Origin of the sequence: Shewanella morhuae, assembly GCF_900156405.1 — a bacterium.
GTDB classification, from domain to species: Bacteria; Pseudomonadota; Gammaproteobacteria; order Enterobacterales; family Shewanellaceae; genus Shewanella; species Shewanella morhuae.
In genome coordinates, this window is sequence record NZ_FTNN01000003.1 from 256,861 (window position 1) to 283,250 (window position 26,390).

The following is a 26,390-nucleotide window of genomic DNA, read 5'->3' on the forward strand; positions in this document are numbered from 1 at the left end:
TTATAGTGGCAAACATTAATAGACTTTATAAATAGCGCTGAATAAAACGGAAACACTCCTCTGCGACTAAGGGTTTAGAGAAATAAAACCCTTGCGCTAAATCACAACCCATACCCGACAATAATACCAGTTGTACCTCGTTCTCAACGCCTTCAGCGACGACCGTCAAGCCAAGCTCATGGGACATAGAAATCGTGGCCGCACTGATGGCCGCATCGTTAGGATCGTGCTCAATATCCTTCACAAAAGAGCGATCAAGTTTCAGCCTGTCTAGGGGTAAAAGCTTCAAATAGGATAATGACGAATAACCAGTACCAAAATCATCGATAGCAAGCTCAATACCATACTGACGTAGTTCAGCTAATAAGCGCGCATTTTGCTCAGGATGTTGCATTGCCACACTCTCAGTAATTTCGAGCTCCAACGCCCCTTTACCCAGATTATGTTTCAGCAATACATTGGTGATATCACTGACAATAGTGTCTTTTCGTAATTGATGTGCTGATAAATTGACTGCCATTCGCAATTCAGTGGCGCCTGCCGCACGCCAATCCGCAAGCTGCGCCATAGCCGTTTCTAACACCCATTGTCCAATAGGAATAATCATATCAATTTCTTCGGCGATGGGGATAAAACGGTCTGGAGCGACTAAACCAAGCTCTGGATGCTGCCAACGTATCAGCGCTTCAACACTCACTACTTGGCTGCTATGAATATCCATTTGCGGCTGATAATGCAGTAGCAATTCATTATTCGCTAATGCTTGCCTCAACCCAGTTTCAATATGTTGGCGCTCAGTGACAGAGGTATTCATTGCTGCTGTAAAAAATTGATAGTTGTTGCGGCCAGCTGCTTTAGCACGGTACATGGCCATATCGGCATTTTTCATTAAGGCTTCAACACTATCACCATCGGCAGGAAACGAGCTTATCCCAATACTCGGTGATGAATGTAGTGCCTGATTATCAATAATATAGGTTTGGCTCAAACCACAACGTAACGCTTCAGCTAAATTAGCGACTTCATCATGATGTGTGTCAGACAACACCACCACAAACTCATCACCACCAAAACGTGCCACAATATCGTGCTCACCTACGGTACTTTTTAAACGTCGAGCAACCTCTAATAACAACTGATCGCCCATATGGTGACCTAAGGTGTCATTAATACTCTTAAAATGATCCATGTCGATAAACATCACCGCTATTTGGCTCTGCGATATTAATGCTTCTCGAAACACTTCTTCGAGGCGCAGCTGCAAACTGAGTCGATTAGGCAACAGGGTTAACGAATCATGATGAGCTAGAAAATGGATCTGTTCCTCAGTGATTTTTCGCGCACTGATATCGGTAAAGCAGCCAATATAGTGGCTGACTGCACCCGATTCATCCCGCACCACTGATATCATTAACCATTTAGGAAAATCATAACCTTGTTTATGCCTATCCCACACCTCGCCCTGCCAAAAACCCGTTTGTTCAAGGGCGACACGTACTTGGGCATCAATCGTTTTATCAGTGCGTTGTGCCTCTAAATCACGACAATTTTTACCGATAATCTCCTCACGTGTGTAACCGGTAATTTGAGTAAAAGAAGTGTTTACGTCGACGATAATATCGTTGGCATCTGTGATGCTAATGCCTTCACCGCTTTGCTGAAATACCTGTGCCAGCAGATGTAATCGTGCGGCGGTGTGCTCTTGCTCGGTAATATCCTCCACAATAAAGAGAATTTGTTGCTCACCATTTGCCGCAGTCACTAAAGTGCCATTCAAACGTACGGCAATCAGTTGACCATTTTTGTGGCGATAGTGTTTCTGGTAAGGGCCATAACGATCAGTCTGCTTTAAGCGTGTTAGTTGCTCGTTTTCACTTAATTGATAGCGCAGCGGCGTCAACTCCCAAGGCTCGAGCTGATTTAACTCAGCAAGGGTGTAGCCAGTGATATCACTAAAAGCTTGGTTTATTGCCACAAATTGACCATCGTCGACACGCTTGAGAGCATGCCCAGCGGGAGCCTTATCAAACAGGCTACGATACCTTTGTTCACTTTCAACCAGAGTGCTTTGAAATGCCTGACTGCGGGCAATCTCTTTGGATAATGCCATCGTTTTTTCGGTCACGGTATCTGCAATACGCTGACGTTCACCAGACGAAACCAGTGTCATACCGCCCACCACAGCACAGGCAATAAAAGCGAGTAATAACATCAGTATCGGTAAGCTAAAATCATCACCCATCAATGCTGCATAAGATTGATAAATCACGATATGCCAATGGCGATCAGCGAGCATGAGGTCGGCTTGAAAATATTGCCCAGTTCTATCACTGAACAGCGACCCAGTAAACTCAGGGAAAAGCATTGGAGTGCTACGATAAAGCAACGCACCACCGTCACTCACATCGGTCAGTTTCCACTCAATTCCCTTTATTATTTCGACATCGTTAATGACTTTTTTAAAGTCGATGACAGCAGAGCAAAAACCCGAAACCTCGCCTAATTTATCCAATGTAGGCACAAGGATTAACGCACCACCCGGACCGTCGGGTTCTTGCATTAATTGAACTTTGGCCGTCATCACTGGAGCTAAGGTTAAGCGCGCTTTAGCAATAGCAGCGGCGCGTATTGGCTCACTATTAAGGTCAACTCCTAATGCGGCCTCATTACCCGCCAGAGGCTGAACATACATGGTTGGCACTAACCATCCATCGCTATTAGCTTGCCAACCTTCTGGACGGCTCACTTTGTAAGCTCTGCCAATGGCCGCACTCGTTAATGCCTCAAAATTTTTCTGCTCGGACGCAGTAACTAACGGTAGCCAAGACCAGACTCTAAATTCATCCTTTGGCGCCATGTTGCGTTTACCAAACTGGGTAAACTCATTTAAAGACACTTGCTCGCTATTATCAAATAAACTAGCTAATGCAATAACTTGCTGAAGGCTCGCGGTTTGTAAGCTTTGAACATTATTAATAACCGCATTAGATTGGATCTGAAACTTATCCTGTAACTCGTGACGCTGATTCAGCTGTGCATAGTAATAAACTCCGACGCACAATAAAAAACCGACCAATAAAGACATTCCAGTTTGCAGGCGGCGTGAGCGCCAAATAGCCCGTTTATCAAACAGCAGCATGGTTAACGGAATAAAAATCACTGCACCCAACAGGTCTCCCGTCCACCAGTAAACTAAATTGCCCCACATATCTGAGCGCTCAATCGCACCACTGAAAAGCAATGAACTGTTACCAATAATCGCCGCTATTGAACACGTTAACGCTACGCTCAAGCTAGATTTAAGGACAACACGAGGATTATCTAAAGTGAATAAAGGATCTATGCGCCTAAGAACATGGGCAGAGAGCACTGCCTGTATACACGAGCCCATTGAGATAGATAATGCCAACCAGCTCCAATGTAGGTATCCACCCAGATGAGAATTAATCAACATTGACCCTATGAATATGCCAATCCAAGGTGCATAGGGTTTCCAAAGGAGGCAAGCAGCAATGCCAATGCCTGCAGCAGGCCAAATGGCAGCCGAATATCCAGGCGGCAAAGCAATCATCAAGCCTAGCTTCCCAACCACTAAATAAGCGACGGCAATGAAAAAATTTACCGTAATGTATGGGATAAATGACTTTATAGTTGGTCCCTTCACATTAGTGATATTTAATAGAGTAGAGCATCATGCACTACTGACAGGTTTAATCTCAACCTCATATTAACGTTGAAATGATCACAAAGTAATATAGTCACATAGCCTAATGTACATAAGCAAAGTGATTTAAATTTCATGGCATGCCTCTGTATGTTTTTTCACCGCACATGCTTACGTTAAACACACTCACTATTGGCAGACAAAGCCCAAGTAACACTATGATTGATACTCGAGGATCGATATTTGAGATCGACTCGCAACGTTATGACTATTCAACTGACACTTAAAGCAGCGTGATCACCTAACAAGCAAGGCGCGCAGCAAGTCAACTTTAGCCAAAATAGATGTACCACCATCATCACACATCTTTAGTTTATGAGACATAGGTCAGTTAAATAATGGTTAAATTAGTTATTTTATATGATTAACTATGTTTTTATTAGGGTTTTTTTAATGTTTAAGCCAGTTTAGGCAGGAGAACCGCTTTCATTCAATAGCCGCTTATTGGTATCCTCTGTCGCACAAAAAAGTTGCATGCTGAATATTTTTTGCTCAGCCAACTAACTCCCCCTTTCCTGTTCAGCCGGACCCACTCATTGAAATTAGCTATAAGCCAATTCATTGCTGAAAGATTGAGCCTGATAATTAGGTTCTCTCATTTTAGCGTGACAAACTTAACCCTATTATTCGGGTTATTGTTTGTGCTGCCTGTCGCTGAGGTTTTATGCATGTTGATGGGTAGCAGCATCGATGTCAGTGGACTAATTTGTCTAAACGACGGCTTTTTGACCGATTTTGTTGGTGCTAGCCTGCTCAGCTTATTATTACTTAATCCGCTTATTATTCAGCAGTTATGGTATTTGATCGATAGCAACTGCAAATCTATCAATAATATAGATCTAACTAACGCTTCACTTTTTTTAGCTCCTCCAAGGCTAAAATACCTCGAACAAACAGCCCACGGTTGTCGCGCCCCACCATTTTAATCCTTTGTTTATAAAATAAAATTAAGCATTTAGTGCTAAAAGTAGACCCTCACATTGCTCGAGGCGGCAAAACATTACTGTATTTTGCCTCTGGTTTTTCCGGATCTTCTTGTAGATAACACCACTGAATGCAACTGCCAGTGCTTTTTTGGCAGAGTTGTAAACCTTAGGGTTAGAGGAATCGTCCTTTGTTAATTCGAAAATTAAGTAAAGCAGCATCCGCAGCATTAGTGCTCATGCTTGCGGGTTGTGACGGCGGAGTATTGGACCCTAAGGGTCAAATCGGTATCGATGAAAAGCACCTGATCGTCGTCGCCACCCTACTCATGTTAATTGTGGTTATTCCTGTTATTTTCATGACCTTGTACTTCGCATGGAAATACCGCGACAGTCGCGACCAAGAGATTTATGCGCCTAAATGGGCACATTCAACGGCAATTGAAACCGTGGTGTGGATAGTACCTATTGTGATTGTGATTATACTCGGCGTGATCACTTGGCGTTCAACCCATGATCTTGACCCCTATAAACCACTCGTCCACGAGGCTAAACCTATTACGGTTGAAGTCGTTTCAATGGACTGGAAATGGTTATTCATCTATCCAGAACAAGGTGTTGCATCCGTTAACGAACTAGCATTCCCAGCTAATGTTCCGGTGAACTTTAAGATCACCTCAGACACTGCAATGAACTCCTTCTTCATCCCACAGCTAGGCAGCCAGATTTACTCTATGGCGGGCATGACCACTAAATTGCATTTGATCGCCAACGAGCCAGGTACCTTCGATGGTATTTCAGCGAACTACAGCGGTGCAGGTTTTGCAGGCATGAAGTTTAAAGCGATTGCCACTCAAACACCTGCCGACTTCGATGCGTGGATTGCGAAATTAAAACAACAGAAGCACAGATTAGACTCAGTATCTTATGCAGCTCTGGCTAAACCAAGCGAATACAACCCTGTGGAATACTTTGGTTCAGTGAGCAAAGGGATGTTTGACCAAATCGTGATGCAATACATGCACATGGACTCACATCAAGACATGAAAGGTCACGAAGGAATGGACATGCACGCAGGTATGGAACATACGGGCACTGAGCACGATATGGCGCATATGGCTGGCGAGCACGCGATGGAAAATACACAGAACATGGCCGACATGGATAGCTCAACACATTCTGCACCGTCATTAACAAAGGATTCATCTACTGAACCTTTATCATTAGAGCACTCATCCACCCAAAAAGTGGAGGCGGAGTAATCATGTCATTTTTAGGTAAATTAAGCTTAGATGCGATCCCGTATCACGAGCCAATCATCATGGTGACCCTCGCGGTCGTCGCGATCGCAGGCCTGTTCATCGCAGCCTTGATCACTAAATATAAGAAATGGAGCGTACTTTGGAACGACTGGTTAACTTCAGTTGACCATAAACGCCTTGGTATCATGTACATCATACTTGCGATGGTGATGCTTATCCGTGGCTTCTCAGATGCCATTATGATGCGTACCCAGCAAGCACTCGCAACCAACGGCGCCGCTGGTTATCTGCCGCCTGAACATTACGACCAAATCTTCACTGCCCACGGCGTGATTATGATTATCTTTATGGCTATGCCATTTATGATCGGTCTAATGAACTTAGTGGTACCGCTACAAATTGGTGCCCGCGACGTTGCCTTCCCTTTCTTGAATAATCTCAGTTTCTGGCTTACCGCTTCGGGTGCTGTGCTGATCAATATTTCATTAGGATTAGGCGAATTTGCTAAAACCGGTTGGGTTGCTTATCCACCACTCTCTGAGCTAGCTTATAGTCCGGGAGTTGGGGTCGATTATTATATTTGGGCACTGCAAATATCGGGTATAGGGACGACCTTAACTGGGGTGAACTTTATCGCCACGGTACTCAAAATGCGCGCTCCAGGCATGAAGCTAATGCAAATGCCAATTTTCACTTGGACTTGTACTTGGGCAAACATACTCATTGTTGCTTCGTTCCCTATTTTGACCGCGGTACTCGGCTTACTGACTCTTGACCGTTACATGGATTTCCACTTTTTCACCAATGAAGGTGGCGGTAACGCCATGATGTATATCAACCTATTTTGGGCGTGGGGACATCCTGAAGTTTACATTTTGGTTCTGCCTGCATTTGGTATATTTTCGGAAGTCATTTCAACCTTTACGTCAAAACGACTCTTTGGTTACACCTCAATGGTGTGGGCAAGTGGGGTTATTTCTGTACTTGGTTTTATTGTTTGGCTACACCACTTCTTTACCATGGGCTCAAGCGCCAACGTTAACGCCTTTTTCGGGGTGATGACTATGGTTATTGCTGTGCCGACAGGGGTAAAACTATTTAACTGGTTGTTCACTATCTACCGTGGCCGTTTGCGTATCACGGTACCCGTATTGTGGACGCTAGGTTTTATGGTGACCTTTACCATAGGCGGGATGACTGGAGTGCTATTGGCCTTACCGGGTGCCGATTATGTCTTGCACAACAGCTTGTTCTTAATCGCGCATTTCCATAACACGATTATTGGTGGTGCAGTATTTGGTTACTTAGCTGGTTTTGCCTTCTGGTTCCCTAAAGCGACAGGTTTCCACTTAAATGAACGTTTAGGTAAAGCGTCATTCTGGTGCTGGCAAATTGGTTTCTATGTGGCATTTATGCCGTTGTACGTACTGGGCTTTATGGGTATGACACGCCGTATCAACCACATTGATAACCCAGCATGGAACATTTGGATTTACTTAGCCGCTGTGGGCGCTGCCATTATTTTAGTGGGTATTATTCTACAGTTCGTACAACTGTATGTGAGTATTCGTGATCGCGACCAAAACCGTGATACTACGGGCGATCCATGGAATGGCCACACTCTAGAATGGTCAACCGCATCACCACCACAATTTTATAATTTCGCTACGCTGCCACAGGTTGCTGATATTGATGCCTTTACCGATGCCAAAGAAAAAGGCACCGCGTATCAACGTCCAAAGCATTACCAAGCTATCCATATGCCTAAAAATACCCCAAGCGGTATCTTAATGGCTCTGGGCATTACGGCTGTGGGCTTTGCTGCGATTTGGCACATCTTGTGGTTAGCCATTGTGGGCTTAGTAGGCGCGTTCATCGTGTTCCTCTTCCGTGCTTATAACAATGACGTCGACTATTACGTTCAACCCGATGAAGTGGCTCGCATTGAAGATGCTCACTTAAACCATGTAGTAAGGGGCTGATATGAGTATTACAATCCCAGCAGATTTAAATGTTGCTCACAGTGACGAGCACCATGAACACCACGATACCAGTGGCAACACTCTATTTGGTTTCTGGCTTTACTTAATGACCGACTGCATTTTGTTTGCCTCGGTTTTCGCAACCTATGCGGTGCTCTACATGAACACCGATGGTGGCGTTTCAGGTAAAGACATTTTCGAACTCGATTTTGTGTTGATCGAAACTGCTGCTCTGTTAGTCAGTAGTATTACCTACGGGCTAGCGCTGATTTTTGCTAAACGCCATAACAAAGCCGCGACACTAGCTTGGTTAGTTATCACCTTTGCACTTGGTTGTGTGTTTATCGGAATGGAAGTGTATGAATTCCATCACCTGATTGAACACGGTAATGGCCCACAGCGCAGTGCTTTCCTATCATCCTTTTTCGCCCTTGTCGGCATGCACGGTTTGCATGTAACTGCGGGTTTAATTTGGATGGTCATCATGATGGTTGAAGTGGCGAAAACCGGTTTAGGTCCTCGCAGCATCACCCGCTTGAGTTGCCTAAGTTTGTTCTGGCATTTCCTCGATATCGTGTGGATTTGTGTATTCACTGTCGTGTATTTATTGGGAGCACTGTAATGAGCGCACATCTTGATAGCCATAAGACAGACGATCTGGCCGCAAGCATTAAATCTTATTTAATGGGTTTTGTACTGTCGGTGATATTAACCGCTATTCCATTTTGGGCGGTAATGACCCACCACTTCGAGAAATCGACCACATTGAGCTTAGTGCTCGTGATGGCAATAGTGCAGATAGTGGTACATCTTAAGTACTTCTTGCACTTAGACTTCTCCAAGGAAGGAAAAATTAATACCTTCTCCTTCCTGTTTACCGCCTTGATTATTGTCATGGTAGTAGGCTTGTCGGTGTGGATCATCCTCGAAGCTAACACTTTGATGATGTAATGAGAGGCCGCAGATGAATATACAAGACAGATTTATGTCACCGCAATGGAAAGCACGCTTCAAAGGGTATGTACAGGTTACTAAACCTGGCATCATTTTCGGGAATTTGATTTCCGTTGCTGGCGGTTTTTTATTGGCCGCCAAAGGCGATGTAAATCTAGTCTTGATGCTAGCAAGCTTAGTGGGATTGTCTTTGGTCGTGGCATCTGGCTGCGCTATCAACAACTGTATTGATCGCGATATCGACGCCAAAATGCAACGCACCTGTAAACGCGTGACCGTCACTGGTGAAATTGCACTGGTGAATGTGTTTATTTTCGGTGTGATATTAGGCGTTATTGGCTTTGGTATTTTAGCGATATTTACCAATGCATTAGCCCTGCTATTTGCCGTTATTGGTTATCTTGTTTATGTGGGCGTTTATAGCCTCTACATGAAACGTAACTCAGTATATGGCACTTTGGTTGGCAGCTTTTCGGGTGCTGTACCGCCCGTAGTTGGCTATTGCAGCGTGACAGGGCAAATGGACATGGGCGCAGTTATTTTGCTGCTAATGTTCAGTTTATGGCAAATGCCACACTCTTATGCCATCGCTATTTTCCGCTTTAATGACTATGCAGCTGCAAATATTCCGGTATTACCGGTTGCCGAAGGCATGACTAAGGCAAAACTGCATATCGTACTTTATATTGCGGTGTTCGCTTTGGTCAGCGCACTGCTACCACTGGCGGGTTATACTGGTATCGCCTTTATGGCGGTCACCTGCGCGACTAGCCTGTGGTGGCTTGCTATGGCATTAAAAGGTTATCGTCACGGTATTGATATGCACCGCTGGGCTCGCCAAGTGTTTGGTTTTTCAATCATCACTATTACAGCGCTCAGTGTGACTATGGCGCTAGATTTTCAAGTGGTCAGCCAAACACCATTATTGACGTTAACTCAGTAAAGACTCAGTTTATTCTGCTAAAAAAAGCGCTAACTTAGGTTAGCGCTTTTTTATTGATTAATTTAGCACCGATAAAAAGTGCATTTTAAGCAAACAACATTCGCCACCACATGCCTGGCAAGCTAGTAAAGCCTGTAGTGTAGTATTGGAGTTCTCCCGCTTTAAAGACCATTATCGTTGGCGTCGCCTGTAATGACCAATCACGAGCAATAGTATTATCGCTATCGTTAATCGTTTCAAAATCATAGCCTTGATGCTGAAGGTATTTCTTTAGCTTTTCGTCTTCACCCGATCCCATCGCTACTGTTACCACGGGATAATGTTCAGACAGTTGATTAACCGCCGGACTGACAAAATTACACACTGGGCACCATGTCCCCCAAAAATACACCAGTACCGCTTGGTCTTGGCTAAGAGTGGTAATATCGACTTCGGCGCCCGCTAAGGTTATACCTCGTAGTGGAGGTAAATTATCCCGCGGGATGTCTTTACCACGCCAAAGGTCCATCACACTCGTCACCACAAGGGCAATGATCAGCCACAACAGCAACTGTTTGGCAAAATCCCATATGCGCTTAGGCAATGAGACCGAAACCTGTGCGGCGCTCATCTGTTCGGTTTGCTTTGGCTTCATCTTAACTACTCTTCTGAGTCTTATCTTGGGCTGCTATCGCGGCTTCTAGTTGCTCTTTTAGAACCTCATAGGGAACTAAGCCAGGAATAACCGTATCGGCAATTATCATACTTGGCGTGCCGCCTATGCCTAACTCATTCATTAAATTAACATTATCATCTACCATTTGAGCTACTCGTGGGTCTGTATTACCAGCCCAACGCTCCGTTTTTGTCAGTTTAGCGACTTTGGTAATAGCGGCAGCATCCAGTCCACGCGGGCTCGACATCAACATGTCCTTCACTTTGAGATACTTTTCAGGCTCGTTTAACCATACGGTTTGAGCAAAGTCGACAGCTAGCTTTGACGCCTCACCCTGCAGTGGCACCATTTTGATAATAACTTTTAACTGCGGGAATTCTTCAATCAATTGGTTCAATGCGGGTTCGATTTTTTTACAATAGGGGCAATTAAAATCGGTGAAATACACCATAGTGATCTCGGGGGTTGCCGCACCTTTACATGGATCGCTTTTCGTTTCATACATGGCCTCATGATTCGTCACTAAGCTCGTCTGCATCGCGGCATCAGCGCCCTGTTGCTCTCGTGATTGCAACGCAATAATGGCTTCTTTCAATAACTCAGGATCATTGATCAAAGCATCCTTAATAATGGCGCGCACTTCTTGCTGCTGTGCAACGGTTAGGCTGCTAGCATCTGCATGGGCAAAAGTGCTGATTGAGGGTAATGACATGACGAACATCGCCATTGCTACACTCGATACCGCAAACATTTGCAGCTTACGGTGTTTAAAAATCGTGCTTAATTTCGACATGTTTGTGACTCCATTTTCGTGCGTTAATTTATCAGCTTGAACTACATTTTTGACGTGAATCGTTGATTTCATCATAGGTTTTCCAATGTCATGGACCAGAGCTCGCGTCGTTCCAGTCGTTAACTATCTCTCAGTTAATTCACCAAAATATCGAGTGTTAATAGCGTTAGTGTTCAGTTGTCGCCTCTTTAGGCATAGATGAGGCTTGTTTAAGCGCATCAATTACCCGTTGGCTAGATAGAATTTCAGGTAATGCAATACCTTGCGGCGCATTAGGGCCATAGACGATATTAAAGGGCACGCCGAAACGATTGTGACTTTGGAGGTAATCAGTAATAGGCTGCGATGCTGTGGTCCAATCGCCTTTCATGGATAATACATGTGCCTGTTGCAACAAGCTGTAGACGGGTTCTTGTAAGATCACGCCCACTTTATTGGCCTTACAGGTAATACACCAATCTGCGGTTACATCAACAAATACAGTCTTTCCTTGGGCAACCTGTTGGTCAATTAACGCTTGATCCAGTGGCGTCCAAGTAAGGTCTGTTGGTAAGGGTTTTGCCCATTGATTTGACGTGCTAAACGCGATGACAGCCGATAATAAAATACCCACACTGCTGACAATGGCAATAGCGCCGTATTTTTTAGCCATAAAGAACATAAAAATCAGCGCAATGGCAGCACCGAGTGACCACAGATAAATCACATTAACAAAACTCGCTAATAGGCTGATTAACCACAAACTGGTGAGTAACAACATGGCGGAGAAAAATACTTTTACTATGTTCATCCAGCGGCCGGGTTTAGGGAAGTAACCCGCCACTTGTGGAAATGCCGCCACCATTAACCAAGGCAGCGACATCCCCACAGCTAAAGCAGTAAAGATAACCAACAGACTCAGTACATCAGCGCCCAAAGCGAATGCCACTGCGGTGCCTAAAAAAGGTGCACTGCACGGCGTTGCCAACAAAGTCGCAAACATGCCCTGTAAAAAGTGGCCCCGGTTGTTATTGCCGCCGGTTGTCGCCAGCTTGGTTTGTACGTTAGAAGGTAAGTTAATCTCAAACACACCTAACATATTGAAAGCAAACACTGTAGTCACAAGCGCCATAAAGCCGATAAACCACGGATTTTGGAACTGCACGCCCCATCCAATCGCTTGTCCAGTGAGTTTGAGTATTAAGATGAAGCCAGCCAGTAGCCAAAATGAGACTAAAATACCCAGCGCTGAGGCGATAAACTGTTGGCGGATTTGATTGCGTTGTAAATGAGGCGCAGCGACGACTGAGCTCAACTTCATCCCGAGCACCGGTAATACACAGGGCATTACATTTAAAATCAAGCCACCGATAAGCGCCAATAATATGATGCTGAATATCGAGGTGTTTTCCTGCGTAATCACCTTAGGTTCAACCTTGGCGCTATATTCGAGTGCTCGCTCACCATCAATAACCGTAACATTGAGTGGTTTACCTAATACTTCTGGTTCACCTAGCCAACTCGTGCCATTAAAAATAGCCACTAATTGCTGGCCCTCTAGGGCCGTTTCGCTCTTAGTTAAGCTCACTCGTTTAAATGTAGTATCGGGCTCGCCATCAATAATAATGCTGGGCTGCTGCCAGTTGGTATCATTCAGCCTGACTTCAAGCTGACTTTTCGCGGCATCCCAACCTAATGTCATCACAGGCGGCGCGCCCTCTGCTGCCACGACCTTTTGGGGCACCCGCGATATAGCCTTGTTGTAAGCCAACATGGCATCAGTATTTGCTTGCAGTGCATTAGGGGTGAAATCAAGATTAATTTGATAATCAGTCAGTACACAGATGGTGGTGCAAGTCGATAACGTCACCTTACCGCGCAGCTGAGTTGGCGCACTAATATCATCAACAGTTAGGAGTAATGGAAAGGTCGTATTACCTTTATAGCCAAAGGTTTGTAGCCCTAATAATGAGAACTCTGCAGGTGCAGACCATGCCCAATCAACATGTTGTAGATTACGGGACTCATCCCATTTAATTGCTGGGGCAATACCGCCTTCCCCAGAACTACGCCAATAGGTTTTCCAATCGCCCTCAAGTTGAACCTCGAGTACCGCAGGTAAAGTATTCGATACTGGATCTACTGCGCCAGTCAGCATAAATCGCACCTTGACGGGCAAATGATGTTCATTCACTAACCATGGGGTTGATGCTGCCGATAACGCCGGACTCGCCACGAGCAAAACCAGCATCCACAATCGGATTGAGATGAATTTTAGAATGTGCATTTTATCCCCAAAGTATGCATTAACTGTAAGTTATTCAATTGCATATTAATCTCTTTGATATTTCGTCAGCATAACTACCGAGGTAATACTTAAGCGTGAATCGCCGTTGAGTGTATTTCCAAAGTGCATTTACGTTATGCCTTAGCTCATCTTTTAGCCATCGAAGTGCAGGCTAACGCTATGATCTCGTTATTTAAGTCCTCACGACTTAATAGGAGCGATACGCTAAAAGGTGTAGTTCAAAAAATTTGATAGGGAGATAAAGGTATAAAGCTGATGTTCAGCCGCGACTTAGTTCTGTTTATCAGCAATAAGCTGATGAGATAATTAACGATCCACAGACAAAGTTCACGCTGAAAAAATCACCTATCAAATTGATAAGTAAATTATTTTCATTCTTGAAAGCGGCAATGGGTGAGATGTATTCGCCGAGGTTTGGCTTGATAACGCTGTATAGGCAACAGTGTTATCACGCGGGAGGCGCGCGGGAGTAATGGCAGTAGGAACAATAACGTTAGAAAAGGGATAGAACTCGGTACATCAATACAGGTGCGGATCGACTTTTCAGACAATTCACATTTTTTAGGCTCAGTTTTAGCTAAATCACCCTCGCTAGAAAGGTGACTAACATTCACACCTTTGGCTATATCGCTCGAAAAAGAGGTGCCAGCAATCGCTTGCGTACTCGATGGATTGAGTAGCAATTTAAGCATTCCACTATTTTGCGTCAAACAAAACAAGGTCAGTATGGTAAAAACCATTACGCCCCATAAATTGCCTGTTTGTTTAGTCAATAACTTAATGATGTGAGTGTCTCTGGTCTTTTTTGCTAGAAAAATATAAACAGCTTGGTATCAAACGTTCGCGGAGTATAAGACCGGAGGATTGTAACAATAGTTCATCGGCAAGCAAACTATTTGAGTATTATCGCTAAACTGGCGGTCTAGTTTACTTTTTTTCTTACGCATTATTGGAATAAGTAATGATTAATCTCACTACCCCAAAAAATCACCATGAAAAACTTATCCATTGATAAATAAAGTAAAAAGCTATCGCCTGAATATAGGTGGTTATTATCCTACGCCATTCAAGCTGACTTTTTATACGCAAGTGCTTATACGTAAGTATTTATACTTGGGTGATTGTTATTTCATCGCAGCTTTTACATACACATCGAAACGGTTTTTCTTAGTTTCAATAACGGTATTAGGCTTCACGCCGTCTAAATCTTCAGCATAATCGGGACGCTTAACCACCACACGCTTAGTTGCTAAAGCGAGCGCTGGCGCAAGCAGGCCATCGGCATCTAAATCGGCGCCAACTAAGGATTGAAATACACGCATTTCCTTTTTCACTAAGGCCGATTTATCACGGTGTGGATACATAGGATCAAGATAAACCACGTCAACGTCTTGCTCCAGTTTCGCGAGTGCTTCTAGGCTAGAACCAGGGAACAAACGCATCCGCTCACGCATCCAATCACCGATTTCGGCATCTTGATAGGCGCGGCGCAGACCATCTTCAAGCAATGCCGCAACCACGGGATGACGCTCAACCATAGTGACTGTACAACCTAGGCTCGCAAGCACGAAGGCATCGCGCCCTAAACCTGCAGTACCATCAACCACACTCGGCGTGATGCCTTGCTTTAATCCCACCGCTTTAGCGATCGATTGCCCACGACCACCACCAAATTTACGCCGATGCGCTACGGCGCCAGTGACAAAATCGACCACTATGCCATCGAGCTTAGGTTCATCACGTTTATACAGTGATAAGGTATTTGATTCAAAACGCAATTCGAAGGGAGCATTCGCATCGTAGACAAGTTGCCAACGCGCACAAATCTCCACAAGTGTCGGGTATTGCTGATTGAAAAAGACTGGAATAGGCAAAGGGACCACTGTTTATACAATTAAAAACTGCGGTCATTATGCCAAAAGCAATCTTAGCTGAATACTGTCTTGGCTTGGCCAATTTACCCTAAGGACTATTATCCCTATAATTGCCCTCATGAATGCGGGTATTCCACCTGCACCACTCACCTTGGAAGATTCCATGTTAAGTTACCGCCATGGTTATCACGCAGGCAATTATGCCGATGTGTTGAAACACGCCATCTTGCTTCAAACCTTGCAGCTGATGCACAAGAAAGACAAACCACTTGTGTATATCGATACCCATGCGGGTGCAGGTGGTTATGCTTTAAGCGATGAATTTGCACAAAAAACCGGTGAATACCTCGAAGGTGTAGCTAAGCTTTGGGATAAAACAGATTTGCCGCAATCGCTGCAGGACTATGTCGCCGCTGTGCGTCATTTTAATGAAGAAAACCCTGATGAACTCAACTTCTACCCGGGTTCGCCCGCCATTATAGACATGGAATTAGGGCCTAAAGATCGCATGGTGCTACACGAGCTGCACAGTACTGATTATGTGTTACTGGACGATTACTTTTGCGAAGATAGACAAGTTAAAGTACTTAATGGTGATGGCTTACAAGGTCTTATCGCCGCAGTGCCGCCACTAGAGCGCCGCGCTTTGGTACTGGTTGATCCAAGTTATGAGATGAAAACCGACTATCAAGATGTGGCCGAAACACTGATAAAAGCGCACAAACGCTTTGCCACTGGGGTTTTCCTATTATGGTATCCAGTCGTGAATCGTGCTCAAACCGAGGGCATGTTATCGCGCCTTGCTAACAGTGGTATTAAACGCCAACTACGCATAGAACAAGCAATCAAGCCCGATTCTGATGAGTTTGGTATGACAGCAGCTGGCTTATGGGTCATCAACCCGCCTTGGCAGTTAGATGAAATTGCAACTGAGTTAATGGATTACTTAGGTAAGACACTCGGACAAGCTGACGGTAACATTACTGTGAAATGGGAAGTTGGCGAATAACGCTCAATTTAAATGGCGGCGGATATTTAAATTTTCGCCGCCTATTTTTAATCTCATATACAGCCGTTAAGCCCCCGCCTGCTCACGATAACGTTTCAATAAAATCTTTACTCGCTCAACATAGGCTTGAGTTTCAGGATAAGGTGGAATGCCATTGTACTGCACTACCGTTGTCGGCCCCGCATTGTAGGCGGCACAAGCCAACGCCACATCACCATTAAACTGTTTTAACATTTGTGCCAAATATCGACTGCCCCCTAAAATATTTTCTTCAGGCAAAAAAGCGTTGGCCACGCCCATCTCTTTGGCTGTGTTTGGCATCAATTGCATTAAGCCCATCGCACCAGTACGCGAAACGGCACGCGCATTAAAAGCAGACTCGGCATGGATCACTGCGCGAATTAGAGCGGGGTCAAGCTGATGTTTATGCGCTGCATGGGTGATAACTGCATCATAATTAGCTGTAAATAGACGGATACCATTCCAATCAATGGTTGAGTCGGGGCGGCAGGCAAAACAGTCATAGAGTAAGATTTGATAGGTGCTATTAACGGGAGCTTTGTCGGTAAAGACAGTGACACCATTAGTTTGCTGATATTGGTAAATCTTAAGTTTCTCAAGGCCTTCACGGCTGACGATACCATTATCGGAGTAACGCGCAACAATACGTGGCTTTGAGCTCTCGCTAGCCTCTTGCGCATAAGCACTCGGTAATAATAGTAAACTCAAGCCCAGCGCGACTAGGCTGCGAGACGATAAACAAGATGCTACAGTCCATCTACGGGTAAGTGGTGAACGAATAGGCAACATCAGAGTCCCGTATGCTGGTTAAGTTTAAGTACTTCAATAATAGCAAAGAGTTGTTTCATCTCGCGGTTTATCTGACTAAATTCAGCGGAAAAAGTCGCCCCATTGAAAATAGACTGCATATTAAAATGGATACTGCGATTCGGTAAAAACATCATTAGCTTATTACGAAAAAAAGCACATTGGATATCCCCGCCAAAATGTTTGGCAAGTTGCTGTAAGCGTTCCATAAATGCCGTGTTTAGCAAGTAACGCGACTCCACTTGATCCGTTGAAAACACATCAAACTCTTTTTCAAATTGCGGATCTTCAAGCTTTACTCGTGTCAGCCCTGCATAGTTATCGGATACAAAGTTAACTAACCCGCCACGGTCTCGCAGCACTACTGTGTGGCCGGTAAACGCCTTATGGCTACTCAGCTCAACCACTAAGCCGCGAAATAGGGTGTGAGTGCGCGTAACGGTTCTTCGTCTATTGCTATTGATACCCTGCGTTTCAACTGTCACTTTTTTGGTCAAGGTAAGCTCATTAATCATCAAGTCAACGCCTTGATAGCAGCCTTGAATATAGTCGCCAAAGCGTACTTTATCGTAATGTGGCAATACCTTAGCCGCAACTAACCGATTCATGTCGAGACGCATTTCGCGGCTATAAACAAAATCATCACCAAAATATTTAAACATCAGTGGATAAACATGTTGTTGCACCGACTGTTTAAAATCGCGAACTGGGGCAAAACTCCACCAGCCCAATCCAAGTAACGCAAGCAATGGCAAAGGAGGAAAATAAGCCGCTCCGCTGCGATAGCCAATAACAGTGAGCAAGGTGAGCCCAAGCACTATTATAAAGCTCAAATACAAGCGTTTGCGCGCAGCCTTAAGGCAGGCCACGCGTTGAGTTTCATATTTGCGACTGATGGGGGCGATATTTTTATCGTAATACGCTTGTAGCTGAGGCAAAGCCTCTAAATCTGCTGACAAACTTACCGGGCCGCGAACAGCGCGAATCGGGACACCTAAAATAAAAGTTAATATATTCATATTGATGTCATCGTATTGCAGGGTGATCAATCACCCGTCGCGATAAAGTTACAAGTATTCGGCTGCATCAACGGGCGCTTTTGCCGACTCACTGACTTCATAAAATGGCATTACTTTAATGTTCGCCATGGAAGCGATGATAGAACCGGGGAAAATTTCGACGGCAGTGTTTAGCTCAGAAACCGCCGAATTATAAAAACGCCTCGCTGCGGAAATATGGGCCTCGACCTCGTTATAGGTCTGCATCGCCTGCAGCATAGTGTTGTCGGACTTGAGCTCAGGATAGTTTTCTACATTGACCATCAAGGTGCCCATTTTATCATTCAACCGTTCAGCCTGAGCTAAGTGCTCTTTAACCGCCTTAGGATCGGTCTTGGTATAGCTGTTGCTCAGTTGAGTTCGTAATTCGATGATTTCAGTAAGCAACGATTTTTCATGATCCATAAATCGTTTGGCTATTTTTAGAATGTTAGGCACCAGATCAGCACGCTTGGTTAACTGCACATCAATACCCGATAGAGCTTCGAGCGCGGTATTACGCTTTTTGACTAGGCTGACGTACCAAAGATAGGCCACGATAAAAATCAGCGTTAATCCCAATAATAATTTTTCCATCTTCCATCCTTAGGTTTCTTATTCTTATTAGCAGAATACAGCTAATCATAAATGAGTGGAAATTTCACCTACAGTACAGATTAAGACGGTGAAATGCTGTGCTGGTCAGAGCTGATGAGGGGGTTACGGCTATTTAGCATCCAATATCCCCACTAAATGTCGTAACTGGGACGACAACAAATAGTGATCCTGACGATTAAAAAAGCGTAATCAAAATATAAATTTAACGATATTCAGCTCCGATACAGCAAATAACGACTATAGTGATATGGCACAACATTAGAGCATCCAATTTTGCTCGTGAATACTGGACTCTCCGAGAGTCCATTTTTTTTTATACTATTTTTGCCTCATCACTTCCGCAAAACCAATCGCAACATTTAAGTTTCAATTAAACCTTAACAATCATACTTCTTAGCTAATTTTTTAACTTTCACCTTGATGTTTATCCTGCATTCTATATCCGCAATCATCTCTCTGCGGTCTTATTGGCTAATAGCGTATCTAGAGTCAAGGGAATTGCACTGCGCCAAGGTCGATATAAAGGAAAGATAATGAGTGTTAACTCCAGTGATATCACCAATAAAAAAGCTTCAGGCCCACAACATAGTGATATCAGCGCCAGTGGTTGGTTTGTACGCTTGCTCAACGTTGTCGAACGCTTAGGTAATCTACTGCCACATCCAATCACCCTATTTGCACTTTTCTGTATCGCGGTCATTATTGCTTCAGGTATTGCTGGCTACTTTGGGCTGACCGTTATCGATCCTAGGCCCATAGGATCTCACGGTCGTAGCGCCGACGGTTTAATCCATGTTGTAAGCCTGATGAATGCTGAAGGCTTACGGATGATTGTCTCGAATCTTGTGACTAATTTTACCGGTTTTACACCGCTCGGTACTGTGCTGGTGGCACTACTGGGTGTTGGGATTGCTGAGCGTTCTGGCCTATTATCTGCCGCCATGCGCACCTTGGTCATAGGCGCTTCAAAGCGATTGGTCACTGTAACCATAGTGTTTGCTGGCATTATGTCTAACACGGCAGCGGAACTTGGTTATGTCGTATTGATCCCTATGGCGGCAATGATTTTTCATTCTCTTGGCCGTCATCCTCTCGCGGGTTTAGCTGCCGCATTTGCTGGGGTTTCTGGCGGCTATAGTGCCAACTTGTTACTGGGTACTGTCGATCCTTTATTATCGGGTATTACCGAAGTTGCCGCACGTATGATAGATCCTGATTATAACGTCGGCCCAGAAGTAAACTGGTACTTCATGTTTGTCTCAACTTTTGTAATCACTTTTCTTGGCGCCTTTGTCACCGAGAAAATTGTCGAACCTAAGTTAGGTAAATATCAAGATGATGATGCGGATGAAACCGTACTGCAATCGATGGAAAGTGTCAGTGCCATTGAAATACGCGGCCTAAAATGGGCAGGATTGTCTATGTTAGTGCTCACTGCCATCTTAGCACTTTCAGTCGTACCAGAAGGTGCACCACTGCGACATCCAGAAACAGGACTTATATCCGGCTCACCATTCCTTAAGGGGATAGTCGCCTTTATCTTTATCTGCTTTGCTATTCCGGGTTTTATTTACGGTAAAATTGTGGGCAGTATTAAAAATGATAAAGATGTCATTAATGCCATGTCCCACAGTATGAGCACTATGGGAATGTATATTGTGCTAGTGTTCTTTGCGGCGCAGTTTGTTGCCTTCTTCAACTGGAGTAATTTAGGCGCGGTGCTAGCAGTATTAGGCGCTGATGGCCTGCAATCTATTGGACTTACTGGCCCAATCGTATTTCTATTTTTTATTGTGCTCTGCGGCTTTATCAACCTAATGCTGGGCAGCGCCTCGGCTCAATGGGCTATTACGGCACCGATTTTTGTACCTATGCTGATGCTGGTGGGTTATGCGCCCGAAACAATTCAAGCGGCATACCGTATTGGAGATTCAGTGACTAACTTAATCACACCTATGATGAGTTACTTCGGTTTAATTTTAGCGGTGGCTTGCCGTTACCAAAAGAACCTAGGTATCGGCACACTGATTGCGACTATGTTGCCGTACACTTTAGTGTTTTTTGTAGGCTGGACAGCGTTTTTCTTCCTATGGGTATTTGGTTTTGGCCTACCAGTAGGACCAGGCGCAGCGACTTACTATACACCTTAGATACACATAAAAATCGTAATAAAAAGGGCGACGAAGATTACCTCGACGCCCTTACTTTATCAGGTCGATTCTAATCGTATAACCATTCCATCAACAGGCTGCAAATCATCAAAAAAATACCTAGATTAAACACATAGGTCTGCAATGCAGATTTTTCTGTCGTGTTCTCGGCTTGTGACACTATCTGGCTGACAGGCATAAAAAACAGCTTAGGCGCTAACCCCATCGCCACAAATAATACCGCGCCACCGACGCAACGGGTTAACTCAGGCAGAATAAGCTCAAGCCAATAAAACGTATAAACACCATAAGCCAAAATAGCCAGTGCTATGATATGGCATACCATTCCTACGATAAGTTGCTTAGTTGCAAGATTACCCCACGAAAATACCATGTCACTCCTATACTCGCTTTTACGCTAACGATTGCTGATATTCGCGCGCAGTTTATCTCGTCTGTGATTAATCTGCACCCACGCAGACCAACCAAATAAAATACCACAAATGGGGTAAATACAGAGTGCTTTTTGCAGTTCTCCCCCAAATGAATCGTCCCATATAAAATAATTTATCAAAGCGACGATAAGCGATGTCAGCATGCCCCAATAAAGTACACCAACAACTAAAATACTGTGCAACTTACCCTTGGCGATTCGCGCATCTAATTCTTGTAATTCCAACGTAGAATCGTGCATATTTTCCCTGTCAGTAATGATGACCTAAACCTAATATGCCACAGCTGACTGACTATCAATATCGTTATTTATACTGATACGCTCATATGTAAATAACAAAAAGCCCTGCTATTGCAGGGCTTTAGTGTAGAGAAAACTAAGCTTATTCTGTTGGGGTTGGCTTCTCTTCTTGACCTTTCTTCTCGCGCTTACTGAAGATGCGCTCCACTAGCACAAAGAATAATGGTACAAAGAAAATACTTAAGAAAGTCGAGCTCAACATACCACCAAGTACCGCAGTACCGATGGCATTTTGGCTACCAGAACCCACACCCGAGCTAATGGCTAATGGCACAACACCAAGGCCAAAGGCGAGAGACGTCATTAAGATAGGACGTAAACGCACACGAACCGCGTGTAACGTTGCCTCGACCAAGCCAGAGCCTTTCTCGTAGAACTCTTTAGCAAACTCTACAATCAAGATGGCGTTCTTGGTTGCTAAGCCCACCGTAGTTAACAACCCTACTTGGAAGAACACGTCATTGGGTAGGCCGCGACCATTCATCGCTATCAATGCGCCGATAATCCCGAGCGGAACCACAAGCACAACGGCAAACGGGACTGACCAGCTCTCATAAAGTGCTGCCAATACTAAAAAGACCACTAAGATAGATAGCGCATATAGAGCTGGCGCTTGGTTACCCGACAGACGTTCTTCGTACGACAAGCCATTCCACTCAATACCAAAGCCTGGCGGTAACTGCTTTACCAAATCTTCCATAATGGTCATCGCAGCACCCGTGCTAAACCCTGGTGCAGCGGCCCCTTGAATGTTCATCGCTGGCAAACCATCGAAGCGCTCTAAACGTGGAGAACCGTATTCCCATGCCCCAGTTGCGAAGGCAGAGAAAGGTACCATGTCGCCGCTATTATTGCGTACGTACCACTTATCTATGTCGCCCGGTTGCATCCGATATTGCGCATCACCTTGCACATACACTTTTTTCACGCGGCCACGGTCAATAAAGTCGTTCACATAAGAACCACCCCAAGCCGTAGCGAGCACGCTGTTGACACTGGTGATGTCAATGCCTAACGCACTCAACTTAGCGTGATCGACATGTAACTGATAAATTGGCGCATCTTCCTGTCCGTTAGGACGTACGCCAACCAAATTAGGATTCTGCCCCGCCATACCGAGCAGTTGATTACGTGCCGCCAGTAACTTCTCGTGACCTTGGCCGCTCTTATCCTGCAGGTACATATCAAAGCCGTTCGCCGTACCCAACTCAATAACCGCTGGCGGTACGAAGGCAAAGACTAAGGCATCTTTCATCTGGCTAAATGCCCCCATGGCACGGCCCGCAATAGAGTTAACGTCCATGCCAGGTTCTGAACGCTCAGACCAATCTTTAAGGCCAACGAAAGCTAGACCCATGTTTTGCCCTTGACCAGCAAAACTGAAGCCCGCGACGCTGAATACCGATCTCACGCCTTCTTCAGCCATAAAGTGATCAGAAACTTTTTCCAATACTTTTAGCGTGCTTTCTTGGGTTGAGTTAGTCGGCAAAATAGCTTGGGTAAACAAAATACCTTGGTCTTCGTCTGGCAAGAAGGCCGTAGGCATACGGATGAAGATCCAACCCACTGCAATTACCAGCACCACGTAAATCGCCATTACTCTGAAGCTACGCTTGATTATGCCAGCAACACTCGATTCATAACGATTAGTTAGCTTGTCGAAATTGCGGTTAAACCAACCGAAGAAGCCTGTTTCTATATGACCATGGCCCTTCTTAAGGGGCTTGAGCATAGTCGCACACAGTGCTGGTGTTAACACCACTGCTACCAGTACCGAAAGTGCCATTGCAGAGACAATAGTGATAGAGAATTGACGATAAATCACACCCGTTGAACCTGACATAAATGCCATAGGGACAAACACAGCAGATAGGGTCAGACCAATACCGACTAAGGCACCGGTAATTTGGTCCATTGATTTACGGGTAGCTTCAAGCGGACTCAAGCCCTCTTCTGCCATCACCCGCTCAACGTTTTCCACCACCACAATCGCATCATCCACCAACAGACCGATGGCGAGCACCATAGCGAACATGGTTAAGGTGTTAATCGAGAACCCTGCAATCGATAGAATCGCAAAGGTACCCAGCAATACCACAGGTACCGCAATAGTCGGGATCAAGGTTGCACGGAAGTTTTGCAGGAATAGGTACATGATGATAAACACCAGTACAATCGCTTCAAGCAAGGTATGCACCACACCTTCGATAGATTGCTCTACGAAAGGTGTTGTATCGTATGGAGAAACGACTTCTAACCCTTGCGGGAAGAAAGGACGTAGGTCTTCGACTTTAGCACGCACGGCTTCTGCCGTATCCAGTGCGTTTGCACCAGTTGCTAGTTTAATCGCAATACCCGAGGCAGGTTTACCGTTGTACAACGACTCTATCGCATAGCTTTCTGAACCCAGTTCAACACGCGCCACATCACCCAGGAATACGTTCGCACCCGAGGTATCAGATTTGAGGATGATCTTGCGGAACTGCTCAGGTGTTTGTAAACGGCTCTGTGCCGATACGGTCGCGTTCAGCTCTTGACCAGCTAATGATGGCGCGCCACCTAACTGTCCAGCGGAGACTTGAGCGTTTTGAGAACGAATCGCCGCAACAACATCTAAGCTGGTTAAGCGGTATTGAGTCAACTTCAACGGGTCTAGCCATATACGCATCGCATATTGGGCACCGAACACCTGAATTTCACCCACCCCCGGAACACGACTCATAGGATCTTGAATGTTCGCACCAACGTAGTCGGCGATATCGCCTTTATCTAACGAACCGTCGGTCGATACGAAGCCTAGTACCATTAAAAAGCCTGAACTTGACTTGTTAACGTTAACGCCTTGAGACTGCACTTCTTGCGGTAACAGGGTCATAGCACCCTGTAATTTGTTCTGAACTTGAACCTGAGCGATATCAGGATCGGCTTCCGCGTTAAAAGTCAGAGTAATAGACGCGTTACCAAAGCTATCACTGGTCGAGGTAATATAACGTAGATGGTCAATACCCTTCATACGTTGCTCAATCACCTGAGTCACTGAGTCTTCAACGATTTTCGCCGATGCACCAGGGTAGTTCGCACTGATCACTACAGTAGGTGGTGCAATACTTGGGTACTGCGAAACAGGCAGGGTTCGGAGCGACAAGACCCCCGCCAACATAATGATTAAGGCTATCACCCACGCAAAGATGGGGCGGTCAATAAAAAAACGTGCCATAGCTATGCCCTATTGTGCTTGCGTTTCAGAAATAACTTTGGTGGTTACTGGAGCGCCTGGACGAATTTTCTGTAATCCTTCCACAATTAATTTATCGCCCACAGCTAAACCCGAAGTCACGCGCCATTGATTGTTGATGACTTCCGCAGTCGTCACAGTTCTCGCTTCAACTATACCTTGCTCGTTAACCACCATAGCCACCGCATCGCCCTTAGAGTTACGAGAGATCGATTTTTGTGGTACTAAAATAGCCTGTGGATCGGTGCCCGCATTCAACATAGCGCGCACATACATACCAGGTAACAAGATACTTTCAGGGTTCGGGAACTCGGCGCGCAGAATGACTGAGCCGGTGTTTTCATCCACACTCACTTCGGCAAACTGCAACTTACCTGGATGACTGTATTGTGTGCCGTCTTCGAGTAATAATTTCACATCAGCATTATCAGATGCTTGCAGCTTACCTTGCTTCAATTTAGCTTTAAGGCGTAGTAACTGTGCGCTCGATTGAGCGATATCCACATTGATAGGATCAAGCTGCTGAATTGTAGCCAGCGTTTGGCTTTGATTTGCGGTAACTAACGCACCTGCAGTAACACTTGATTTACCAATACGCCCAGAGATAGGCGCTAGCACTTCGGTATATTGCAAATTGATTTTTGCGGTATTAATGGCAGCTTCCGCAACAGTTACACCCGCTAAGGCTTCTTTATATCCCGCTTCTGCGTCATCAAAATCTTGCTGACTGATGGCGTTAGTTTTGACTAACTGCTTATAGCGAGCTGCTTTTGCTTTTGCTGAGGCCAAACTCGCGTTTGCTCTAGCTAAATCTGCATTAGCGCTCACTAGAGCGGCTTTATAGGTTGCGGAGTCGATTTGATAAAGTGAATCACCTTGTTTCACGTTACTCCCTTCGATAAAGCTACGTTTAGTAATAATACCGCTAACCTGTGGGCGAACTTCCGCCTCAAGAAAAGCCTTACTACGGCCAGGTAACTCCACCAGAATCGCTTGAGTCTGGGCAACAACATTAAGGATTCCCACTTCCGTACTCTGTGGACCCGCACTCGCCGGAGCTTTATCTTCCTGAGGGCTGCAAGCTGCCATCCATAACGCTACGCTTATAACTGAGGCAAGTTTAATTGTCTGCCGCATGAGAACTCCTTCAAATATTAACTGCCCACATACCAGTACACTTATTGCGCTGACACGAGCGGTAATGGTAACTAAATCCGTTATTTATCTCATAGTCTATTGGGAGCAACAAGGGAGATAACGAAACTAAATTGTAAACTAATAAAAATTTTCACTGTTCAGGTATGGCTCAACTCAACGAATTGTTATTCGATTTAAAAAAGTCTATTAAAGATGAGTCATCTT

The 26,390-nt window shown here is 44.9% G+C and carries 20 protein-coding genes; 7 read left to right on the forward strand and 13 right to left on the reverse strand.

The genetic code is table 11. The features are described 5' to 3' along the window. Positions 1–25 precede the first annotated feature (25 nt). Positions 26–3,571 (reverse strand): EAL domain-containing protein, encoded by a 3,546-nt coding sequence (locus BW947_RS05390; protein ID WP_425272272.1) that lies wholly within the window; start codon positions 3,569–3,571, stop codon positions 26–28. A gap of 1,267 nt (positions 3,572–4,838) precedes the next feature. Here BW947_RS05390 and cyoA point away from each other — a divergent pair. The 5 genes from cyoA to cyoE are packed head-to-tail and all read left to right on the forward strand — an operon-like array spanning position 4,839 to position 9,788. After that, positions 4,839–5,909, forward strand: coding sequence for a ubiquinol oxidase subunit II (gene cyoA, locus BW947_RS05400; protein WP_076497301.1), 1,071 nt, complete (start codon positions 4,839–4,841; stop codon positions 5,907–5,909). A gap of 2 nt (positions 5,910–5,911) precedes the next feature. Further along, positions 5,912–7,891 carry a cytochrome o ubiquinol oxidase subunit I gene (gene cyoB / locus BW947_RS05405; protein ID WP_076497302.1) on the forward strand — a complete coding sequence of 660 codons (1,980 nt, stop codon included), beginning with the start codon at positions 5,912–5,914 and terminating at the stop codon, positions 7,889–7,891. Position 7,892: 1 nt separating this feature from the next. Continuing rightward, entirely contained in the window at positions 7,893–8,513 is a 621-nt protein-coding gene (gene cyoC, locus BW947_RS05410; protein ID WP_076497303.1) for a cytochrome o ubiquinol oxidase subunit III, read from the forward strand. Next, on the forward strand, positions 8,513–8,842 hold the full coding sequence (gene cyoD, locus BW947_RS05415; RefSeq protein WP_076497304.1) for a cytochrome o ubiquinol oxidase subunit IV: 330 nt from the start codon (positions 8,513–8,515) through the stop codon (positions 8,840–8,842). The genes cyoC and cyoD overlap by 1 nt, the downstream gene beginning before the upstream one ends. 13 nt (positions 8,843–8,855) lie before the next feature. Continuing rightward, on the forward strand, positions 8,856–9,788 hold the full coding sequence (gene cyoE / locus BW947_RS05420; protein WP_076497305.1) for a heme o synthase: 933 nt from the start codon (positions 8,856–8,858) through the stop codon (positions 9,786–9,788). An 85-nt stretch (positions 9,789–9,873) separates the two neighbouring features. Here cyoE and BW947_RS05425 read toward each other — a convergent pair whose 3' ends face one another. The 5 genes from BW947_RS05425 to BW947_RS05445 all read right to left on the reverse strand — a co-directional run bounded on the left by BW947_RS05425 (position 9,874) and on the right by BW947_RS05445 (position 15,397). Beyond that, positions 9,874–10,398 (reverse strand): protein disulfide oxidoreductase, encoded by a 525-nt coding sequence (locus BW947_RS05425; RefSeq protein ID WP_076497506.1) that lies wholly within the window; start codon positions 10,396–10,398, stop codon positions 9,874–9,876. A gap of 25 nt (positions 10,399–10,423) precedes the next feature. Beyond that, the gene (locus BW947_RS05430) at positions 10,424–11,308 is read right to left on the reverse strand and encodes a DsbA family protein (protein WP_076497507.1); all 885 of its coding nucleotides are present in this window, start codon (positions 11,306–11,308) and stop codon (positions 10,424–10,426) included. 94 nt (positions 11,309–11,402) lie between these two features. Then, a complete protein-coding gene (locus BW947_RS05435) occupies positions 11,403–13,502 on the reverse strand; it encodes a protein-disulfide reductase DsbD family protein (RefSeq protein WP_076497306.1) in 2,100 nt (699 codons plus the stop codon). A gap of 392 nt (positions 13,503–13,894) precedes the next feature. Further along, positions 13,895–14,263 carry a hypothetical protein gene (locus tag BW947_RS05440; RefSeq protein ID WP_076497307.1) on the reverse strand — a complete coding sequence of 123 codons (369 nt, stop codon included), beginning with the start codon at positions 14,261–14,263 and terminating at the stop codon, positions 13,895–13,897. A gap of 384 nt (positions 14,264–14,647) precedes the next feature. Next, positions 14,648–15,397 carry a class I SAM-dependent methyltransferase gene (locus tag BW947_RS05445; protein ID WP_076497509.1) on the reverse strand — a complete coding sequence of 250 codons (750 nt, stop codon included), beginning with the start codon at positions 15,395–15,397 and terminating at the stop codon, positions 14,648–14,650. A gap of 163 nt (positions 15,398–15,560) precedes the next feature. Between BW947_RS05445 and BW947_RS05450 the strand changes: the two genes are divergently transcribed. Continuing rightward, complete coding sequence (locus BW947_RS05450) at positions 15,561–16,406, forward strand: 23S rRNA (adenine(2030)-N(6))-methyltransferase RlmJ (protein ID WP_076497308.1); 846 nt, start codon at positions 15,561–15,563, stop codon at positions 16,404–16,406. Between the two features lie 66 nt (positions 16,407–16,472). Here the strand turns inward: BW947_RS05450 and BW947_RS05455 are convergent, their stop codons facing one another. Genes BW947_RS05455 through BW947_RS05465 form a run of 3 tightly spaced genes read right to left on the reverse strand, consistent with a single transcriptional unit; the run spans position 16,473 to position 18,868 of the window. Then, complete coding sequence (locus tag BW947_RS05455) at positions 16,473–17,216, reverse strand: lytic transglycosylase domain-containing protein (protein WP_076497309.1); 744 nt, start codon at positions 17,214–17,216, stop codon at positions 16,473–16,475. Further along, entirely contained in the window at positions 17,216–18,253 is a 1,038-nt protein-coding gene (locus tag BW947_RS05460) for a DUF3137 domain-containing protein (RefSeq protein ID WP_076497310.1), read from the reverse strand. Before BW947_RS05460 ends, BW947_RS05455 begins: the two co-directional genes overlap by 1 nt. A 48-nt stretch (positions 18,254–18,301) precedes the next feature. After that, positions 18,302–18,868, reverse strand: a complete 567-nt coding sequence (locus BW947_RS05465) for a LemA family protein (protein WP_076497311.1) — start codon at positions 18,866–18,868, stop codon at positions 18,302–18,304. A gap of 554 nt (positions 18,869–19,422) precedes the next feature. Here BW947_RS05465 and BW947_RS05470 point away from each other — a divergent pair. Then, positions 19,423–21,039, forward strand: coding sequence for an AbgT family transporter (locus BW947_RS05470; RefSeq protein ID WP_076497312.1), 1,617 nt, complete (start codon positions 19,423–19,425; stop codon positions 21,037–21,039). Positions 21,040–21,109: 70 nt separating this feature from the next. On the opposite strand, the gene BW947_RS05475 is transcribed toward BW947_RS05470, so the two are convergent. The 4 genes from BW947_RS05475 to BW947_RS05490 all read right to left on the reverse strand — a co-directional run bounded on the left by BW947_RS05475 (position 21,110) and on the right by BW947_RS05490 (position 26,165). Next, entirely contained in the window at positions 21,110–21,433 is a 324-nt protein-coding gene (locus BW947_RS05475) for a hypothetical protein (RefSeq protein ID WP_076497313.1), read from the reverse strand. Between the two features lie 24 nt (positions 21,434–21,457). Next, positions 21,458–21,733: a hypothetical protein gene (locus BW947_RS05480; protein ID WP_076497314.1), complete on the reverse strand. Its 276-nt coding sequence runs from the start codon at positions 21,731–21,733 to the stop codon at positions 21,458–21,460. A 142-nt stretch (positions 21,734–21,875) separates the two neighbouring features. Further along, positions 21,876–25,010, reverse strand: a complete 3,135-nt coding sequence (locus BW947_RS05485; protein ID WP_076497315.1) for an efflux RND transporter permease subunit — start codon at positions 25,008–25,010, stop codon at positions 21,876–21,878. Between the two features lie 9 nt (positions 25,011–25,019). After that, positions 25,020–26,165: an efflux RND transporter periplasmic adaptor subunit gene (locus BW947_RS05490; protein ID WP_076497316.1), complete on the reverse strand. Its 1,146-nt coding sequence runs from the start codon at positions 26,163–26,165 to the stop codon at positions 25,020–25,022. Positions 26,166–26,390 lie beyond the last annotated feature (225 nt).

Coding starts and splice junctions, on each gene's coding strand:
- BW947_RS05460 (WP_076497310.1), bottom strand. CDS start 18,253: ATGAATATATTAACTTTTATTTTAGGTGTCCCGATTCGCGCTGTTCGC.
- BW947_RS05485 (WP_076497315.1), bottom strand. CDS start 25,010: ATGGCACGTTTTTTTATTGACCGCCCCATCTTTGCGTGGGTGATAGCC.
- BW947_RS05470 (WP_076497312.1), top strand. CDS start 19,423: ATGAGTGTTAACTCCAGTGATATCACCAATAAAAAAGCTTCAGGCCCA.
- BW947_RS05465 (WP_076497311.1), bottom strand. CDS start 18,868: ATGGAAAAATTATTATTGGGATTAACGCTGATTTTTATCGTGGCCTAT.
- cyoB (WP_076497302.1), top strand. CDS start 5,912: ATGTCATTTTTAGGTAAATTAAGCTTAGATGCGATCCCGTATCACGAG.
- cyoC (WP_076497303.1), top strand. CDS start 7,893: ATGAGTATTACAATCCCAGCAGATTTAAATGTTGCTCACAGTGACGAG.
- cyoE (WP_076497305.1), top strand. CDS start 8,856: ATGAATATACAAGACAGATTTATGTCACCGCAATGGAAAGCACGCTTC.
- BW947_RS05455 (WP_076497309.1), bottom strand. CDS start 17,216: ATGTTGCCTATTCGTTCACCACTTACCCGTAGATGGACTGTAGCATCT.
- BW947_RS05490 (WP_076497316.1), bottom strand. CDS start 26,165: ATGCGGCAGACAATTAAACTTGCCTCAGTTATAAGCGTAGCGTTATGG.
- BW947_RS05435 (WP_076497306.1), bottom strand. CDS start 13,502: ATGCACATTCTAAAATTCATCTCAATCCGATTGTGGATGCTGGTTTTG.
- BW947_RS05475 (WP_076497313.1), bottom strand. CDS start 21,433: ATGGTATTTTCGTGGGGTAATCTTGCAACTAAGCAACTTATCGTAGGA.
- BW947_RS05430 (WP_076497507.1), bottom strand. CDS start 11,308: ATGAAATCAACGATTCACGTCAAAAATGTAGTTCAAGCTGATAAATTA.
- BW947_RS05450 (WP_076497308.1), top strand. CDS start 15,561: ATGTTAAGTTACCGCCATGGTTATCACGCAGGCAATTATGCCGATGTG.
- cyoD (WP_076497304.1), top strand. CDS start 8,513: ATGAGCGCACATCTTGATAGCCATAAGACAGACGATCTGGCCGCAAGC.
- BW947_RS05440 (WP_076497307.1), bottom strand. CDS start 14,263: ATGGTTTTTACCATACTGACCTTGTTTTGTTTGACGCAAAATAGTGGA.
- BW947_RS05480 (WP_076497314.1), bottom strand. CDS start 21,733: ATGCACGATTCTACGTTGGAATTACAAGAATTAGATGCGCGAATCGCC.
- BW947_RS05425 (WP_076497506.1), bottom strand. CDS start 10,398: ATGAGCGCCGCACAGGTTTCGGTCTCATTGCCTAAGCGCATATGGGAT.
- BW947_RS05390 (WP_425272272.1), bottom strand. CDS start 3,571: ATGATTGCTTTGCCGCCTGGATATTCGGCTGCCATTTGGCCTGCTGCA.